This window comes from Peterkaempfera podocarpi (assembly GCF_042466665.1).
Lineage (GTDB): Bacteria > Actinomycetota > Actinomycetes > Streptomycetales > Streptomycetaceae > Peterkaempfera > Peterkaempfera podocarpi.
On record NZ_CP162102.1, the window covers coordinates 1316068 to 1332721 of the forward strand.

The window sequence follows — 16654 nt, forward strand, 5'->3', positions numbered from 1 at the left end:
GGCCCGGCATCGGAAGGAGGCCTCAGCGACCGCCCCCCGGGCGGTTCACCGTGCGGAGAGGGACCTGGGCCTGCGCAGCAGCCACTGCCCCAACGTCCGCCGCGCCGGCCGCACCACCACGCGGCCGTGGGCCTTGTGACCGGTCAACTCAATCCGCAGAGCGACCGGCGTACCGGGACTCGCCGGAGTGTGACGGTACTTGACCCTGCTGTGCACCAGCTGCAGACCGTCGGTGTCGACCACGATGCCCGGCCTCGTGACCAGCGTGAGGGTCTTCCCCATCATGGCCACGTCGATCCGCAAGGTGTCGTGCGTGATCACGGCGTCGGTGAAGTCGAGCGTCACCTCGCAGTACGTGATCGCAAGCTCCAGCCTCCGCGGCACCACCCAGCGCCCCACGCGCTCGATCGCGCCGCTGTGCACCTGTGCGATCCGGACTACGTCCTTGACCTCTGCAACAGCCGTGCCACCCATGGCCGATACGGGCGGCAGGTCAGCGGTGAGCGCGGCCAGTTCGCTCACGGTCCGCGCCGACAGGGCGGCCTCAAGACGCTCGTCCAGCTCATCCGAGGTCAGCCGACCGTCCCCCGCCGCGACACGCAGCACTTCCGCCACCCGGTCCCGGTCCGCATGAGAGGCCCGCAGCTCGGGCGACGAGCCGGCGCCGGAGCGCTTCCCGGTGGGCGAGATCTCTCCCGACATGCTTCCGTCCTGGTCCTGTCGAACGTCTCCGCGCGACGCAGGCAGCGGCGCAACTGGAAGGTTACGCTATATCGCGACATGGATCGCGGCCAAGCCCCCTCAGGGCGAGGCGATGGTCGGTGGCGCTTCACGACACAGGGCAGCCATCATGGTGCGCGGCCCGGACGGGGCAACACAGCCCACCAGCGTTGCCTCCCTGACGCTACGTCAATTCGACGGCAACCGGCACTGCGGGGCCCGCACCACCCGCCCGACCGCCACCCGAGCTCGACAATTCTGCGAGGAATCGCGGCCGGCGGTCAGAGGGAGGAAGATCCGGAGGCCGAGGACCGAACGCGGGGAGTCCGATGATCACTCAAGGCGTTGAGATCACGACGCAATGCAACGACTGCGGCGGTGAGCTGACCCGCGACATCAGCCAGTTCATCCACTGCGGGAAGGTGTGGTGGGGCATCGAAGGCAGCTGCCGGGCCTGTCCCACCGCGTGGTGCGAGCAGGACAGCGGTGGAACGACTCCTGAGGAGATCCGCCAGGCGCTGCTGACAGAGCACGGCCCTGCCCTGCTGCACCTTGCAGGGCTCGAGCCGAGCCTTGTCCCTGTCCTGCACGCCCTGCGGGAGATGTACGGCCACTCGCCGGCAGAGGCCCGGGCCATGGCCCACGAGCTGAGGACGACCGGCCTGACGGGCACGCTGGTCGAGATGGAGTTCGCGGCCGCCGGGCTCCGCCGTCGCTCGGTCGCGGTGACCGTCGGGCCGCCGACCGTCACCCGGCACCCGGCACCCGGCTGACGGTCGCCGACGGTCCCGGACGACGGCCCGGCCTGAACGGCTGAGCGCAGGATCAGGAATCGTCCAGCGTCGTGAGCAGCTCCACGGGCGCCTCGACGACGGGGGCGCCGAAGCGGTGCGGCCTCATCGCCAGGTAGTAGAGGACTGCTGAGGTGAGCAGACCGAGGATCCAGGAGATGTCCGCGCCTCCGAGCGGCTCCACCAGGGGACCTGTGTAGAAGGAGGTGCTCATGAAGGGCACCTCGATGGCGACACCGGCAAGGTAGGTGGCCATGGTCCGCAGCACGATCGCCCCGTAGGCCCCGTCGGCGCGGAACAGCGCGGCGATGTCGTAGCGCTCGCGGCGGACGACGTAGAAGTCCACGAGGTTGATCGCCGTCCATGGGACCAGGAAGTAGGTGAGGAAGAGGATGAAGTCGGTGTAGCTGCTGATGAAACTGGTTCTTCCGGCCACGGCCAGACCGGTGCCGACCCGCCGACCGCAGACACCGCGGCCGTGCGTACGGCACGGGTCACCCGGAAGGGACGAATGGCTGTCGCCGTGGTGGTGAACGACATGAATGCACCGTAGAGGTTGAGGACGTTGACGGCGATGATGCCGAGCACCAGAGCCCCTGTGACGGGCCACAGCACCGCCGCGGGGACGAGCCCGACCAGGTGGCTGGTGAGTCCCTCGTCCAGGGCCTGGGGCGCGAGAGTCCCGGCGAGCGCGCCCAGCGCCATCATCCATACGGAGGAGGCGACCGAGCCGCCATAGGTCCACCAGAAGCAGGCCGCGGTCGAGGTCTGCTCGGGCAGGTACCGCGAGTAGTCGGCGACGTAGGGCGCATAGGCGATCTGCCAGGTCGCGGCGATGGCAAGCATCAGCAGGAAGGGACCGCCGTGGAACGGGCCGGTGTGCCACAGGGAGCCGAGATCGCCCTTGGCCAGCACGAGCACGGTGAGGTAGACGAACGCGATGCCGCTCAGGACGCTGCTGGCACGCTCGAGGGTATGGATGAGCCGGTAGCCGACGACAGTGACGACGACGCAGACGAGGGAGACCGCCAGGATGGCGACGTCGGGGTTCACGGAGACCGCGGCCGACAGCGCTTCACCGGCCAGGACATCACTGCTGGCGAAGAATCCGATGTACATCAGGATCACCAGGAGGATGGGCAGGATCGCCCCGTAGAAGCCGAACTGCGCCCGGCTCTGGATCATCTGCGGGACGCCGAGCCTGGGGCCCTGCGCGGAGTGCAGGGCCATGAAGACCGCACCGAAGAGGTTCCCCGCCACGATGGCGAGCAGGGCCCAGGGCCAGGTCAGCCCGAGGGAGACCGCGAGTGCCCCGGTGATCAGGGTGGTGAGCTGGACGTTTGCTCCGAACCAGACGGCGAACAGCCCCCGCGGTGTGCCGTGGCGTTCGCTGTCGGGGATGCGGTCGATGGAGTGCAGTTCGATGTGCAGGCTGCGGTCGTCGGATACGGCCATGTCGTTTCCCTTCACCTCGCAGACGAGGAGTCCGTGTCGCTCGGCGGTGCTGTCCGGGGGGCGGCTGCCTGCGGGGATTGCAGGCATGGGGTTGCGCGGTGGGCCTGCGCCGGTCCTGCGGCAGACGTCGGCCTCCCGCGACGCACTGACGGCCTGTCAGGCCGTCAGTCGGCCTTGGAGGTGGCGAAGAGGCTGAGGATGTCGTAGGCCAGGTGCGAGGCGGCGATCCCGGTGAGCTCCGCATGGTCGTAGGCGGGTGCCACCTCGACGATGTCAGCCCCCACCAGACGCATACCGTCCAGCCCGCGGAGGACTTCGAGCAGCTCCCGGCTGGTCAGGCCGCCGGCTTCCGGAGTTCCGGTGCCCGGGGCGTGCGCAGGGTCGAGGACGTCGATGTCGATCGAGACATAGCACGGACGGTCGCCGACGCGCTCACGGATCTGCGCGGCCACGTCGTCGACCGACCGGCGCTGGAACTCCCTCGCGTGAACCGGCAGGAAGCCCAGCCGGGCGTCGTCCCGCAGGTCCGACCGGTCGTACAGGGACCCGCGCAGCCCGACGTGCATACAGGCGCTCCGATCGATCACCCCCTCCTCGGACGCCCGCCTGAACGGCGTGCCGTGGGTGACCGAAGCCCCGAAGTAGGTGTCCCAGGTGTCGAGGTGGGCATCGAAGTGCACCACCGCCACCGGGCCGTGCCGCTCGGCCATGACCCGCAGCAGCGGCAGAGCGATCGTATGGTCCCCACCGAGGGTCAGCAGTCGCTGCCCGTCCCCGACCAGCTCGCGGGCGCCTGCCTGCACCTGGTGGACCGCCTCGGCCAGATCGAAGGGGTTGCAGGCGATGTCCCCGGCGTCGACGACCTGCTGCGCCGCGAACGGGTACACATCCCCTGCCGGGTTGTAGGGGCGCAGCAGCCGGGAGGCCTGGCGGATGTGCGCGGGGCCGAACCGTGCGCCCGGCCGGTAGCTGACGCCCGAGTCGATCGGGACACCGACGACGGCGACATCCCAGCGGCTCACCTGGTCGATCCGCGGGAGGCGGGCGAATGTGGCGGGGCCCGCGTAGCGGGGCACCTCAAGTCCGGAAACCGGTCCCACCGGCTGCTGCTCCATACGTCAGGACACTCCTCTGGCCGGGGCTGAGGGCCTGGAATCTACGGACCCGCCCCCGCATCGTCGATCGCACAAGTGGCCTCCGTAAGCTCTCCGGATCGACACTGTGTCCAGCCGCCTGATGGAGGCGCCCGCCATGCTCACAACCCGGGACCTGGTTGCCTCGCTGGGCCTGCCGCTGCTCGTCGACGGCCCGCGGGCGGACGAGCCGGTGCGGTGGATCCATCCGACGGAGCTCCTCGACCCGCTGCCCTTCCTGGAGGCGCATGAGCTGCTGCTCACCACCGGGCTCGCTCTTGTGCCGCCGTTCGACGACTTCGCCGGCTACGCGCGCCGACTCGCCGACGGCGGTGTGGCCGCGCTGGGCTTCGGGATCGCCCCGGTGTGGGACGAGGTGCCCGCCGAACTCGTCTCCGCCTGCCGCGCACTCGGTCTGCCGCTGTTCCGGATCCCGGCCGACACTCCGTTGATCGCGGTCACCAAGGCCGTCGCGGAGGCATGGGCCCACGAGGTGTATGACGCCGTCGTCCGCCTGGAGCAGCACCAGAGCGCCATGGTCCGCGCCGTCGGCCGCCCGGGGGCGGTGGACGCGGTGCTGCGCAGACTGGCGGAGGCACTGGACGGCTGGGCCGCCCTGCTGGATCCGACCGGCAGGCTCACTGCGGCATCCTCCCCGTCCGTCCTCGACCAGGCGGCGCGGCGCGGCCTCGCCGCGCAGGTCCGGCGCAGGCGCTTCGGCACGTTCGGTTTCGCTGCGGACGGCGAGGAGGTCCTCGGCCAGTCCCTGGGAACCCCTGGCACGCCGATGGGCACCCTGCTCACCGGCCGGACCACGCCGTACACCGTGCACGACAGCGCTCTGGTCTCCACTGCCGCCTCGGTGCTGACGATGGTGAACCAGGGCACTGGCGAAGCGCGGGAAGCAGACGCCCACCTGAGGAGCCTGGCCTTGGCCGCCGTCCTGCACGCCGGCCCGGCAGCCCGGACCGCGCTCGGACCGCACACCGTCCGACGTGATCGCCATGACCAGTGGAGGGTTCTGCTCCTGGCAGCCCGTGGCACGGACGCCCGCATCGAGGACCTGGCCGCCCGTGCTCCGGGAATCGTCCTCCACGCACCCGCAGGAGGCGCCCTCGCCGCCGTCGTCCCCGACGAGGACGCCGAAGGGACGGTCCGCTGGCTGACCGAGCGGCAGGCGGCCGTCGGGGCGAGCGGCCCCGGCCGTATCGGCGAGCTGGACCGGCAGCTCCAGGAGGCCGCCGCCGCCCTGACCGCGGCCACCCAACGGCAGGGCACCGCCGGTGTGTGGTTCCCCGAACTGGCCCGAGGCCCACTGCGTGACGTCATCGGTGAGGAAGCGGCACACGGCTTCGCCGCCGAGCGGCTGGCCCCGCTCGATCGGCTTCCGATCGGCACCAGCGAGACCCTGGTGTCCACGCTCACGGCCTGGCTGAAGTGCCACGGTGTCGTCGACCGGGCCGCCGCCGCGCTGGGCGTGCACCGCCACACCGTCACGGCACGGCTGCTCCGGATCGCCTCGGTCCTCGACGTGGACCTGGACGACCTGGACACCCGCACCGAACTGTGGCTGGCGCTGAGCTGGCGGGAGCCGCGCACCGAGCCGGGCTGACGCCCGAGGGGCACGCCTCGGGTGGCAGCGGTGCACCGACCGATCGCCGGGAAGGGGCCCGACGGCCCCGGGCTCAGAGCTTCTTCTGCTTCTTCGCGGGCGCGGCAGTGCTGCTGCGGACGGTGAGCGTGGTGGCGATCTCCACGCCGATCTGTGCGGGCCGCTCGCCGCGGCCGAGAGAGAGGGCGAGTTCGGTGGCTGCCGCCGCCATCTCCGTCAGCGGCTGGTGGACCGTGGTCAGCGGCGGCTCCACCCACGCCACGACCGGCAGGTCGTCGAAGCCCACGACGCTCAGGTCGTCGGGGATCGTGAGCCCCAACTCGCGGGCGGCCTGGTAGACGCCCAGTGCCTGCAGGTCGTTCGAGGTGAAGACGGCGGTGGGCCGGTCGCTCTGCATCAGCAGCTCGCGCGCGGCCTCGCAGCCGCCTTCCCTGGTGAGCGGAGCGCTGACCACCCGGCCGGGGTCGACGGGCAGGCCTGCCGCCTCCATGGCGGAGGTGTAGCCCGACTGCCGTGCGCGGAAGCAGGACACGTCCTGCGGGCCGCCGATCATGGCGATACGGCGGTGCCCCAGTTCGATCAGGTGCCGTGCGGCGGACTGGCCGCCGCGCCAGTTGGTGGCGCCGACGAAGGGCACATCGTCGGGGGGCTCCTCGGTCGGATCGAAGACCACGAAGGGGATGCCCTTGTCCCTGAGTTGCTCGCGCTCCTCGTCGGACAGCTGGGCCACCGACAGCACGCAGTGCGGGCGGCGGCCCACCATGTCGTCCACGGTCCGGCTGGGTGCGTCGTGGAGCCCGAACTCCGAGACCATCACGCCCACCCGGTTCTTGCTGGCCACTCGCTCGACACCGCGGATGATCTCGACGGCCCACAGGCTCTTCAGCTCGCGGAAGACCAGCTCCACGGTGTTGTTGCGGCTGCCGGGCGGCTTCTTGTAGCCGTACCGGTTGATCAGTTCCTCGACCCGGGCGCGGGTCTCGCTGGAGACGCCGGTCCGGCCGTTGAGCACCTTGGAGACGGTGGGGATCGACACTCCCGCCGTCTCGGCGATGTACGCGATGGTGACCGGCCCCCGCGGCTCGTCGGATGAGCCCTGCGTGTGCTCCGTCGACACGTCCGACCCGCTGTCCGCCACGGTCGCCTTCCCTGGTTGCCGCCGGACGACCGCATCCGAGTCAGCGGAGGGGATGGCCGGCGATGTGTGGTGTCGTTACTGCCGAGGTCATTGTGGCACTCCAGGCCTGCGGAGCAACGGTCGCGCAGGTCTCTCCGCACCGGTCCGAAGCGTTGGTGTTTCGCGACCGGAGGGGCGCGGCGGCGCGAGGCCGACGCATACGGACACGGCGAACACTCCGCGCCGAGGAGGCTGGATCTCCCGGTCCGCGTGGGACTGCTGCTTGCGGTAGCCCTCGTCGGCCGGCGGTCGGGTGGGGGGTCCCCGCCGCGGCTCGCAGCGCGTGCGAACCGCGGCGGGTGTCGGAGGTTGCAGGACGGACGTCCTCGTCAGCGGTGGCCGGGCAGGTAGTCGAACCAGTCGACGTGCACCGCGCCGTCGGCGGCGTACAGACCGACGACCCGGCCGGTGAAGCCTCCGGCGACCTCGGTCGAAAGGTAGCGGCCGTCCAGCGAGGCGACCTCCGACGTCGTCCCGTCGGACGTCTCGACGCCGAAGACCAGGGAGTCGGGGCCGGTGCGCGCGTCATGGGGCTCGGGCGCCTGCCCGGTGCGCACGGTGAGCACCACGGGACCCGCAGGCAGCGGCAGCTCCCCCGCGATGGAACGCAGCGACCCGATGCGGGCGACAACCCGGGCCGTGCCCTCGGACGTGGCCTCGATGGCGTAGTGGTGCCGCTCGTCCAGACGGACCGCCAGGCCGCCGGTGCCCTCGGCCGGGTCGATCAGGGCCCGCGCCTCAAAGGCGAGGTGCTGCTGGCGCCTTCCCAGAAAGACGACGTCGGGTTCGTCCAGGGATGCGCCGCGGGCTCGCAGGGTCAGCCAGCCGGACCGCTCCTTGGTCGTGCAGTGCTCGGCCGGGCGGTCGTGCAGCGAGATCCAGGACGGATGCAGCTCGATCGAGTCGAAGTCGTCGCGCTCCACGGGCGGGGCAGCCGGCAGCACGGGCCAGGGCATCGCCGGGAGTTCGGGGTTGAGCTCACCGACGACCGGCCAGCCGTCGACCCAGGAGACGGGAGCCAGGAAGGTCTCCCGGCCCAGGATGTGCCACCCGGGGGTGCCGCCCTGCGGGCGGACGCCCAGCAGCACCATCCACCAGGAGCCGTCCGCGGCCTGGACGAGATCGGCGTGGCCGGTGTTCTGGATGGGCCGGGTGGTGCTGCGGTGGGTCAGGATCGGGTTGGACGGGCAGGGCTCGAAGGGGCCGTTGGGCGAGGAGCCGCGGGCGATGGAGACGCCATGGCCGCGCTCGGTGCCGCCCTCGGCGATCAACAGGTACCAGTGGTCGCCGATCCGGTAGAGGTGCGGGGCCTCGGGGGCGGCGGCGCCCGGGGTGCCGGACCACACCGGCTGCGGCTCGCCGAAGGTCTCGCCCGTGCTCGGGTCGATGCGGACCTGGGCGACTCCGGCGACGGTGCACCAGCAGTTGCCCTCCTCGTCCCAGGCCAGGTCGGGGTCGATACCGGGGACGCCAGGGAGGCGGACCGGGTCGGACCAGGGGCCGGCGGGGTCGGTCGCGCTGACCACCAGGTTGCCCTCGCCGGGGGCGACGTTGGTGACGATCAGCCAGAACCGTCCGTCGTGGTGGCGCAGGGTGGGCGCGTAGAGGCCTCCGGAGGAGGGGGTGTCGCGGGGCAGCCGGAGCTGGCCGGGCCGGTCCAGGACGTTGCCGATCTGCGTCCAGTTCACCAGGTCCCGGCTGTGGAACAGGGGGATGCCGGGGAAGTATTCAAAGCTGGAGCAGGCGAGGTAGTAGTCCTCGCCGACGCGGCAGACGCTGGGGTCCGGGTGGAACCCGGGGATCACCGGGTTGGCGGTCGGCGGCGTTGCGTTCTCGTCGGGCACCTCGTCGGGTCCTTTCAGCAGGTGTTTCTGTTGGAACTTCGGTGGGCACGGTCCGTGCGGCGCTTGGGTGGACGGTTCACGCCGCCGCGGGCGACGCTCTTAAGGGACGAGCGAAGTGACGGGTTACGGGGCGGAGCCGCCGCGGCGCGCGGTGCCGGGGAGGCGCGCGGTGCCGGGGTGGGCGCACGGTTGCGACACCGGCTGCGCCGGGCAGCCCGGGGGTGTCGGGGTGGTTCATGTTGCCGTCGTACACCGCGACGTTCATGCCGACGCCGGTGGCGGAGATCGTCGCCGACGGCTGTCCGACGTCGATCGACACGGACGCGGAGGTGACGGCGACTGCGGGCGGTGTGTCAGTCGCGATCGCACCTGCGGCGGCGAGCAGTACTGCCGCACCCAGCACGAGCAGGCGGGGGCAGCGTGTGCGGACCGGGCTTTGCATCGGCACCTTTCAGGGATGGCCTGGGGTGGTTTCCGGCACGGAGCCCACAGGTGCCCCCCTGGACGTCCCACTGATGCCTCGCCGACCGTGCGCCCGAAAGTGCTTGGCAACTATCGACAGAAGTCGATGGCAACTTTCTTTGACTCTGCCCGATAGTTTCTGAAGGGAAGGCTAGCGACGCCTCCTGCACGGGTCAACGGCCCCACGACCGTCATCTCGCCCCGGTAGGCCGTTCCAGCGCTGGGCCCCCGGTCGCGTTCGGCCGTCCGTCGCGAGTCGATGAGGCCGGGGCCGTTCGCACGGCCCGGGCCCGCACGACCTCTCCCCCTGCACGGCGGAGGCCGGCCGGCATGGAATCACACACGGTCAACGGGCGCCGGGCGCACCGGTGTTGAAGGGTCCCCGACAGGACAGCACAGCTTCTCGCCGACCGGTAATTTCCATTTCCGCTTTCTGACACCTGCGGGCAAGACGGCGGAACCAGTGTCGGCGGGGATACCCCTGACGCGAAGGTTTTGAGCCATGTCTGCACTGTCCCGCCGAAACTTCCTCGGCACCGCCGCGACCGTCGCCAGTGCGGCCGCCATGAGTGCCGCACTGCCCGGCGTGAGCGCCGCCGCGACCTCCGGCCATGAGCAGGACCACCCGCACGGTCACCCGCACAGCCACCCTCACGGCGACATCCGCGACATCAAGCACGTTGTTGTGATCATGCAGGAGAACCGCAGCTTCGACCACTACTTCGGCGCGCTCAAGGGCGTGCGCGGGTTCGGTGACCGTTCGACGATCGAGCTGCCGGGAGGGAAGTCCGTCTGGGAGCAGCCGAAGACGCCGACGGAAGGGGCCGAGACCCAGTACCCGTGGCGGCTGAGCGGGGCGAAGTCCTGGAGCGGCGCCACCCCGCCGAGTGCCGAGCTCGGCGCCGCGAACTACGGTGGCACCAGCCACGGCTGGACCGACCAGCACGGCGCCTGGTACGGCGGCCTGATGAACGGCTGGTACTACGCCAAGGGCGGCCCGACCACCCTCGGCTACCTGGACCGCAAGGACCTGCCCTTCCACTACGCCCTCGCGGACACCTACACGGTGGGCGACGCCTACCACTGCTCCGTGCTCAGCGCGACCGGTCCCAACCGCACCTTCCTGTGGGGCGGCACGATCAACGCCGACAAGAAGCACGGCAGCTTCACCGCCAACGACGGGGGCGACGAGCGCGGCAAGTTCCTGCCCTGGGAGTCCTACGCCGAGACGCTCCACAAGGCGGGCGTCAGCTTCCGGGTCTACCAGTGCGCCGACGACTACGGCGACAACGGCCTGGAGTACTTCGACACCTTCGCCAAGCTCGACCCCACCCAGGGCGGCACGGCCGCTCCCGGCAACGTCTACTACGACAACGGCGTGCAGAACGTCGCCGAGCCGGCCACCGGACTCGCGGGCAACGCAGACAACATCAACGCCGCGATCCGCGCCGATGTGGTGGGCGGCACACTCCCGCAGGTCAGCTGGGTCGTCAACAACCAGTTCTTCTCCGAACACCCGGTCACCGCACCCAGCAACGGCGCGTACTTCCTCCGCGGCGTCCTGGAGGCCCTCAACGCGGACCCGGATGTCTTCAACTCGACCCTGGTGGTCATCAACTACGACGAGAACGACGGCCAGTTCGACCACGTCCCGCCGCCCGCGCCCGCGCCGGGCGAGGCCGACGAGTTCGTCTCCGGCACCATGAGCCAGTACGGCGTCACCGAGCCCCTCCCGGTCGGCCTCGGCTTCCGTGTGCCGCTGCTGCTCATCTCGCCCTGGACCCGCGGCGGTTGGGTGACCTCCGAGGTCTCCGACCACACCTCGGTCATCCAGTTCATGGAGAAGTGGACCACCGCGCTCGGTACGCCGGCCATCTGCCCCAACATCAGCACCTGGCGCCGCAACGTCTGCGGTGACCTCACCGGCGCCTTCGACTTCACCTCTCCGGTCTACGGGCTGCCCCACCTGCCGGGCACCGGCGACCTCGTCCCGGAGACCCGCTACACCCCGCTGCCGGGCGACAACACCATGCCGACCCAGGAGAAGGGCACCAGGCCGGCCCGCCCGCTGCCGTACCAGCCCAACGCCAACCTCACCGGGTTCGCCGACGGTGCGGTGAAGCTGGAGTTCAGCAACAAGGCCCCGTTCGCCACCAAGGCGAGCCACTTCGCCGTCTACAACAACCTGGGCGGCTTCCCGACGCTGGCGGAGTACCCGGCCAGGTTCCCGGGCCAGTACACCGTCGCCGCCGGGAAGACGGCCACGGGCACCGGCCCCGTCGGCTCCTCCGCCGGTGACACCGCCGGTGACACCGCCGGTGACACCGCCGGTGACACCGCCTACGACCTGACCGTCACGGGACCCAACCGGTTCCTGCGCCGGTTCATCGGCGACACCGCCACCGCCGGCAGCGACCTCGTCGTCGAGGCCGGCTACTACGACGGCAGGTCGACCGCGCACCCGAAGCTCAAGCTGTGGCTGCGCAACGACAGCCGCAAGCCCGTCACCTTCACCGTCCGGCACAACCACTACATCTCCGGCGCCCCGCACACGGTGCGGGTCGCGCCGCACAGCAAGGAGGCGTGGGTGGTCAACCCGCTCGAGGTCAGCGACGGCTGGTACGACGTGACCGTCACGGCCGACTGCGACGACGCCTGGTCGCAGCGGTTCACCGGCCACCTGGAGACCGGCAGGGCCAGCATCACCGGCTGACCCGGCCCACACCGACGGCCTGCCCTTCCCGCCGGCCCGGAGCGCGCACATCGCGGTCCGGCCGGCGGGCGGGGCCTTCCCGGATCCAGGCGGAACGCGGCCGGAACGGCCGGTCCCCCGGGGCCCGGCCGGGCCTTCCTGCGGCGCGGCTCCTTGCGGGCGCGGGGTGGTGCCCGCCATGCCCACGGCCCACCGCGTACGGGAGGCCGACGGGCTGCCTGACAGCTCTCCGCGGGACGACTCATCCCTGCGCCCCGGCTCACGGCGGCAGCGGGAGCAGCGGCTGCTCGGCCCAGACGGACTTGCCCCGGGCGTGGTACCGGGTGCCCCAGAATCCGGCCAGCTGGGTGACCATGTACAGGCCCCGCCCGCCCTCGTCGGTCTCCAGGGCCCGCCGCACCAGGGGTGAGGTGCTGCTCCCGTCGGAGACCTCGCAGATCAGGTTGCGGTCACGGATCAGCCGCAGGCGGATCGGCGGTTCGCCGTAGCGGACAGCGTTGGTGAGCAGCTCGCTGACCAGTAGCTGTGTGGTGAACTCCTGCTCCTCCAGATGCCACTCGGAGAGTTTGCGGCCCACCAGTGAGCGGGCCCGGCCCACGGCCTCGGGGTCGGCTGCCACCTTCCAGGTGGCGTGGTGGTCCGCCCGCAGCCCGCGGAGCCGGGCGACCAGCAGTGCCGCGTCGCCCGTCCGGTCGGGAGAGTGCAGCCGGTGCAGCAGCGCATCGCAGGCCGCTTCGAGTTCCTGCTTCGGGTCCTGGTCGGACCCGCGGTCCGGGGTGGGCGGCTGGGCGGCGGTCCCGGGGTGGGAGAGTGCCTCGCGCAGCCGGTGCACGGCCTGCCCGGTGCCGTCGGCGCCGGCGTCCTCACTGCCGGGCGACAGCAGGCCGGCGGTGCAGAGCACCAGCCGGTCGCCGTCGGACAGGGTCAGCTCACAGGACTCGTACGGCGGGCCCTGGAGGTCCAGGTCGGGTCCGGGGGGAAGGTCGGGGAACTCCACCTCGCCCGAAGCCCTGACCAGAGCCGGCATCGGATGGCCCGCACCGGCGACCGTGCACCGCCGTGAGAGCGGGTCGAAGACGGCGTAGACGCAGGTGGCCTTCGTCGGTGTGTCGCCGCGGTAGACCGCGGCCCGCTTGACCAGATCGGCCAGATGGCTGAGCAGTTCCTCGGGAGGCATGTCCAGGTCGGCCAGGGTGCGGACGGCCGTGCGCAGCCTGCCCATGGAGACCGCGGCCTGCAGTCCCTGCTTGCCGGTGTCCCCCGCGGCAAGGGCGACACGGGCGCCCGCGAGCGGGATCACATCGAACCAGGCGCCGCCGAGCAGTGTGGAGCCGGGGGCCGGCACATAGCGCGCGGCGGCCTCCACCGTGGCGAGTTCGGGCAGGTACGACGGCAGCAGGCTGCGCTGCAGCGACTGGGCGGTGGTCCGCTCCGCGGTGTAGCGGGCCGCGTTGTCGATGCACGCGGCGGCGCGGGCCACGAACTCCTGGGCCAGCAGCACATCGTCGGCCTCGAAAAGGCGGGTGGGATGGAAGCGGGCGAAGACGACGGTCCCCAGCGCGGTCCCGCGGGCGTGCATGGGCACCAGCAACAGGGAATGGACGCCGGAGCGGCGCAGCGCCTCCCCCCGCTCCCCGGTGGCGGGGTACTCGTCGTACAGGGCGTCTCCGCTGAGCAGCACCGGACGACGGTCGGCGAGCGCCCTTGCGGCGGGGGAGTCGGGCCGTGAGGCCAGCTGATCGATCTGCCCCGGGGCGACTGTCGCGCTCTCCCCTCCCCGGGCCGCCATGGACACCGCGGCACGGCGCAGCACCACCGGCGGAGCCGACGTGCCCGGGGCCGGCTCGGCACCGCTGCGCACCGGATCCAGGAGATCGACGTAGGCGCAGTCCGCGAACCGGGGCACGGCGAAGTCGGTGAGTTCCTGCGCGGTGTGCTGCACATCGAGCAGGCTGCCGATGGCGATGCCGGCGTCATTGACCATCGCCAGCCGTCCGCGTGCACGTGCCTCCGCGGTGATGTCGGCCACCATGTGCGCCAGCCCCACGGTCCGGCCGCTGCCGCCGCGCAGCGGCAGGATGGTCTCCGACCAGGCGGCCTCAAGGTCCGGGTTCAGCGGATCACGGCCGTGCACCTGCGTGCCGATCAGTGCCCTGCCGGTGGCCAGGACCTTCCGCTGCCGTCTCTCCACCGCTTCGATGTCCATCAGGCCCGGCGGTACCGCCTCCCGCAGCGTGCGGCCGGCGGCCTCCTGCCCGAACCCCGGGACCCGGCACTGCGACGTGTTCTGCGCCAGCAGGCGCAGTTCGGCGTCGAAGACGTCGATGATGAGGGGCGACTCGGTGAACAGACCGCGCAGCAGGGCGAGGCGCAGGTCCGCCTCCTGGACGTCGGCGGCCTCGGCTGCCTGGATCAGCCACTGGCCCTCACCGGCCACCGGGCCCAGTTGGTGCAGCCACAGCACCGCCGCCACCTCGTCGCCGTCCCGGCTGCGCAGACGCGCCGGGCCCAGCAGACCCGACGGGCCGGTCAGAAAGCGCTCCGCCAGCTGCTCCGCGCCGGTCTCGGACCACAGCAGGCCGGCTGCCCTGCGCCCCTGCACCTCCTGCGCGGCGTAGCCGAGCAGCCGCTGCGCACCGGCGCTCCAGCTCACCACCAGGCCCTCGGCGTCCACCAGGGCGAAGGCGTCGCCGCGCGGCTCCGGGGGGTCGCCGGCGCCGGGGATCAGGACGGCATCCATACCCATATGTCACACTCATCCACTGCCGAGCACCATTCAGCCGCCGCATCCAAGGGGGCGCCGCGTCCAAGGCGGCGCCGGCAGCTCCGGACCGGTGACCGGCCGGGGAGACGGCACACCGCCCGCCGGGTCTGCCGGGGCCCCGCTCCGCGGTTGCTCCCGGCGTGGGCCCGACAGCCCGGTTCCCGGCTCGTGAAGCCGGAATTCGCTCGGCCGGCTCAGCCGCCGGAACGGCCGGCCCCCAGTGAGCGTCCCCACGGCGTTGCCGTGCAGGTCGACGGGCGCCTCCGGCGGGCCGGGCGGGCCGTTCCGTGACGGCGCGACGCTGCCGCTGGGCGGCAGTCGGGGCGTGCGCGCCGCAGCATCTGGTGCGTCGTCAAAAGTTCACCGTCAGAGGTCTACCCGCATAGACCGATAGGGCTCCATCATGAACACACCAACCCCGGCACCGCACGGCCACCGGAAAGCCTCACCCGGCTCTCCGCTGTGCGCGCGCACCATGAGGAGACTCTCTTGAGCAAGAGGCCCCTGCGACCCACAACCCTGGTCGCCGCCATCCTCTCAGCGATCACCTTCACCACCGCAGGCACAGCCGCGGCCGCAGCCCCGGCGCACCACGGTGCAGCGCCCGCCCCCTCAGCGGTCAGCCGCATCGAGGACCAGACAGCGCGCGCCATCGCTGTCGCGCTCACCGACCCGGCCCTGCGGGCCCAGGTGCGCTCGGCTGCCCTCTCCTCCCACGAGGTGGACCTGCAGGCGCTGTCCGGGCGAGCGACCACCGCCTCGGGCAAGGCACTCCACTCCCGGCTCCAGAGCGCCGACCGGCGCATCGCGGCCGCCAAGGGCCTGGATGCCAAGGTCGGCTCCCTGCTGCGTCTCCGGCTCGGCGCCGACTCGATGCGCACCGCGCTGACCGCGGAATCGGAGCCCCTGGTGGCCTCGGCGGGCGCCAGCGACGACAGCACGACGCTCACCGCCTATGACAGCCGCGGCCGTGCCCACAAGCTGGACACGCGCAGCGTTCCCAACCGGCCGGTCTATGTGGTGGACATCGACGAGTCCCGAGCCGTCGCGGCCGGCATGGCCATCCTCCACAAGGCGTTCGCGGAGCACGGTCTCTCCACTCCCGCGGCGACCACGATGGACGCCGCCGGCTGGTGGGCCACCAAGGTCGACGCCGTCGAGGTGTACGACGACCAGGAGCCCTGGTTCAAGGGCGACGCCGAGATGTTCTCGCTGGTGACGGGCTTCGGGCTGGACGGCAAGGCCCGTGTCGACTCCGTCGACATGCCCTACCTCAACAACGACAACACGGTGTACTACCCGAACCAGATCCTGGTGAACTGGTCGAACTACAAGTACAACCTCGCCGACGTGGTGATGATGGAGGACGACGGCGACACCAACTACCTGTCGCTCGCCCAGGCCCTCACCACGGCGCTGCTCACCATCGCCGACCAGGGCACCTACATCCCCCTGGTGAACGCGGTGCTCAACGCCATGCCCACCTCCTGGTGGACCGACGACCCGGACTATGTGGAGTCCTGGTACACCCTCGCCCAGGGCAGCACCGGCCGTCTGAACGGCGCCTCGGGCAATGGCTGGATGACGGTCGAGCCGTACTTCGTGCAGCAGTTCTGACAGAGCCGCGCACTCTGATCCACATCCGCCCCCGGGCGGATGAGCGCAGAAGCGCCGCCGGGGTCCCGGCCTCGGCGGCGCACGGCGCGGAGGGCCCACCGCAGCCGAAGAGCCGATCAGCGCGGTGTGTCCTGTTCCACCCGATGGCGCGCGAGGCGTTCCGGACCCCAGTCGGTGTGGCGTCGACGGAGCTCGGCGGCGGTGATGTCGGTGTGGCCGAGATCGTGGTGGTTCGGCAGCCAGGTCTCCACGGAACGGTGGGAGCTGATGGGGGCGAACAGGTCCCACAGCGCCCTGCCGGGCACCTCCTCCCCGGCCGTCTTCTGATATTCCGTCAGGAACGCCTCGGCCGTGGCCGGACCGTGC

Annotated in this window: 11 protein-coding genes and 1 pseudogene; 4 read left to right on the plus strand and 8 right to left on the minus strand. The window is 71.4% G+C overall.

Annotation, left to right across the window (positions count from 1 at the left end; genetic code table 11):
• Positions 1–45 precede the first annotated feature (45 nt).
• Positions 46–702 (minus strand): DUF1707 domain-containing protein, encoded by a 657-nt coding sequence (locus tag AB0761_RS05855; RefSeq protein ID WP_377267887.1) that lies wholly within the window; start codon positions 700–702, stop codon positions 46–48.
• Between the two features lie 347 nt (positions 703–1049).
• On the opposite strand from AB0761_RS05855, the gene AB0761_RS05860 reads away from it, so the two are divergent.
• Entirely contained in the window at positions 1050–1493 is a 444-nt protein-coding gene (locus AB0761_RS05860) for a hypothetical protein (RefSeq protein ID WP_377267888.1), read from the plus strand.
• Positions 1494–1545: 52 nt separating this feature from the next.
• Here AB0761_RS05860 and AB0761_RS05865 read toward each other — a convergent pair whose 3' ends face one another.
• The 3 genes and pseudogenes from AB0761_RS05865 to speB form a co-directional block, all read right to left on the minus strand.
• On the minus strand, positions 1546–1947 hold the full coding sequence (locus tag AB0761_RS05865; RefSeq protein WP_377267889.1) for a cytosine permease: 402 nt from the start codon (positions 1945–1947) through the stop codon (positions 1546–1548).
• A 32-nt stretch (positions 1948–1979) separates the two neighbouring features.
• A pseudogene (locus tag AB0761_RS05870) lies at positions 1980–3053 on the minus strand (purine-cytosine permease family protein); the annotation flags it as partial.
• Between the two features lie 77 nt (positions 3054–3130).
• Entirely contained in the window at positions 3131–4081 is a 951-nt protein-coding gene (gene speB / locus AB0761_RS05875) for an agmatinase (protein ID WP_377267890.1), read from the minus strand.
• 136 nt (positions 4082–4217) lie between these two features.
• Between speB and AB0761_RS05880 the strand changes: the two genes are divergently transcribed.
• The gene (locus AB0761_RS05880) at positions 4218–5711 is read left to right on the plus strand and encodes a PucR family transcriptional regulator ligand-binding domain-containing protein (protein ID WP_377267891.1); all 1494 of its coding nucleotides are present in this window, start codon (positions 4218–4220) and stop codon (positions 5709–5711) included.
• A 73-nt stretch (positions 5712–5784) separates the two neighbouring features.
• Here AB0761_RS05880 and AB0761_RS05885 read toward each other — a convergent pair whose 3' ends face one another.
• Together AB0761_RS05885 and AB0761_RS05890 are read right to left on the minus strand one after the other, a co-directional pair.
• Positions 5785–6849: a LacI family DNA-binding transcriptional regulator gene (locus AB0761_RS05885; protein ID WP_377267892.1), complete on the minus strand. Its 1065-nt coding sequence runs from the start codon at positions 6847–6849 to the stop codon at positions 5785–5787.
• Positions 6850–7217: 368 nt separating this feature from the next.
• Entirely contained in the window at positions 7218–8732 is a 1515-nt protein-coding gene (locus AB0761_RS05890; protein WP_377267893.1) for a glycoside hydrolase family 43 protein, read from the minus strand.
• A gap of 964 nt (positions 8733–9696) precedes the next feature.
• On the opposite strand from AB0761_RS05890, the gene AB0761_RS05895 reads away from it, so the two are divergent.
• Entirely contained in the window at positions 9697–11907 is a 2211-nt protein-coding gene (locus AB0761_RS05895; protein ID WP_377267894.1) for a phosphocholine-specific phospholipase C, read from the plus strand.
• A 259-nt stretch (positions 11908–12166) separates the two neighbouring features.
• On the opposite strand, the gene AB0761_RS05900 is transcribed toward AB0761_RS05895, so the two are convergent.
• On the minus strand, positions 12167–14647 hold the full coding sequence (locus tag AB0761_RS05900; RefSeq protein ID WP_377267895.1) for a SpoIIE family protein phosphatase: 2481 nt from the start codon (positions 14645–14647) through the stop codon (positions 12167–12169).
• 513 nt (positions 14648–15160) lie between these two features.
• Between AB0761_RS05900 and AB0761_RS05905 the strand changes: the two genes are divergently transcribed.
• The gene (locus AB0761_RS05905; RefSeq protein WP_377267896.1) at positions 15161–16288 is read left to right on the plus strand and encodes a DUF3103 family protein; all 1128 of its coding nucleotides are present in this window, start codon (positions 15161–15163) and stop codon (positions 16286–16288) included.
• A gap of 116 nt (positions 16289–16404) precedes the next feature.
• Here AB0761_RS05905 and AB0761_RS05910 read toward each other — a convergent pair whose 3' ends face one another.
• Positions 16405–16593 carry a hypothetical protein gene (locus AB0761_RS05910; RefSeq protein WP_377267897.1) on the minus strand — a complete coding sequence of 63 codons (189 nt, stop codon included), beginning with the start codon at positions 16591–16593 and terminating at the stop codon, positions 16405–16407.
• Between the last annotated feature and the right edge of the window lie 61 nt (positions 16594–16654).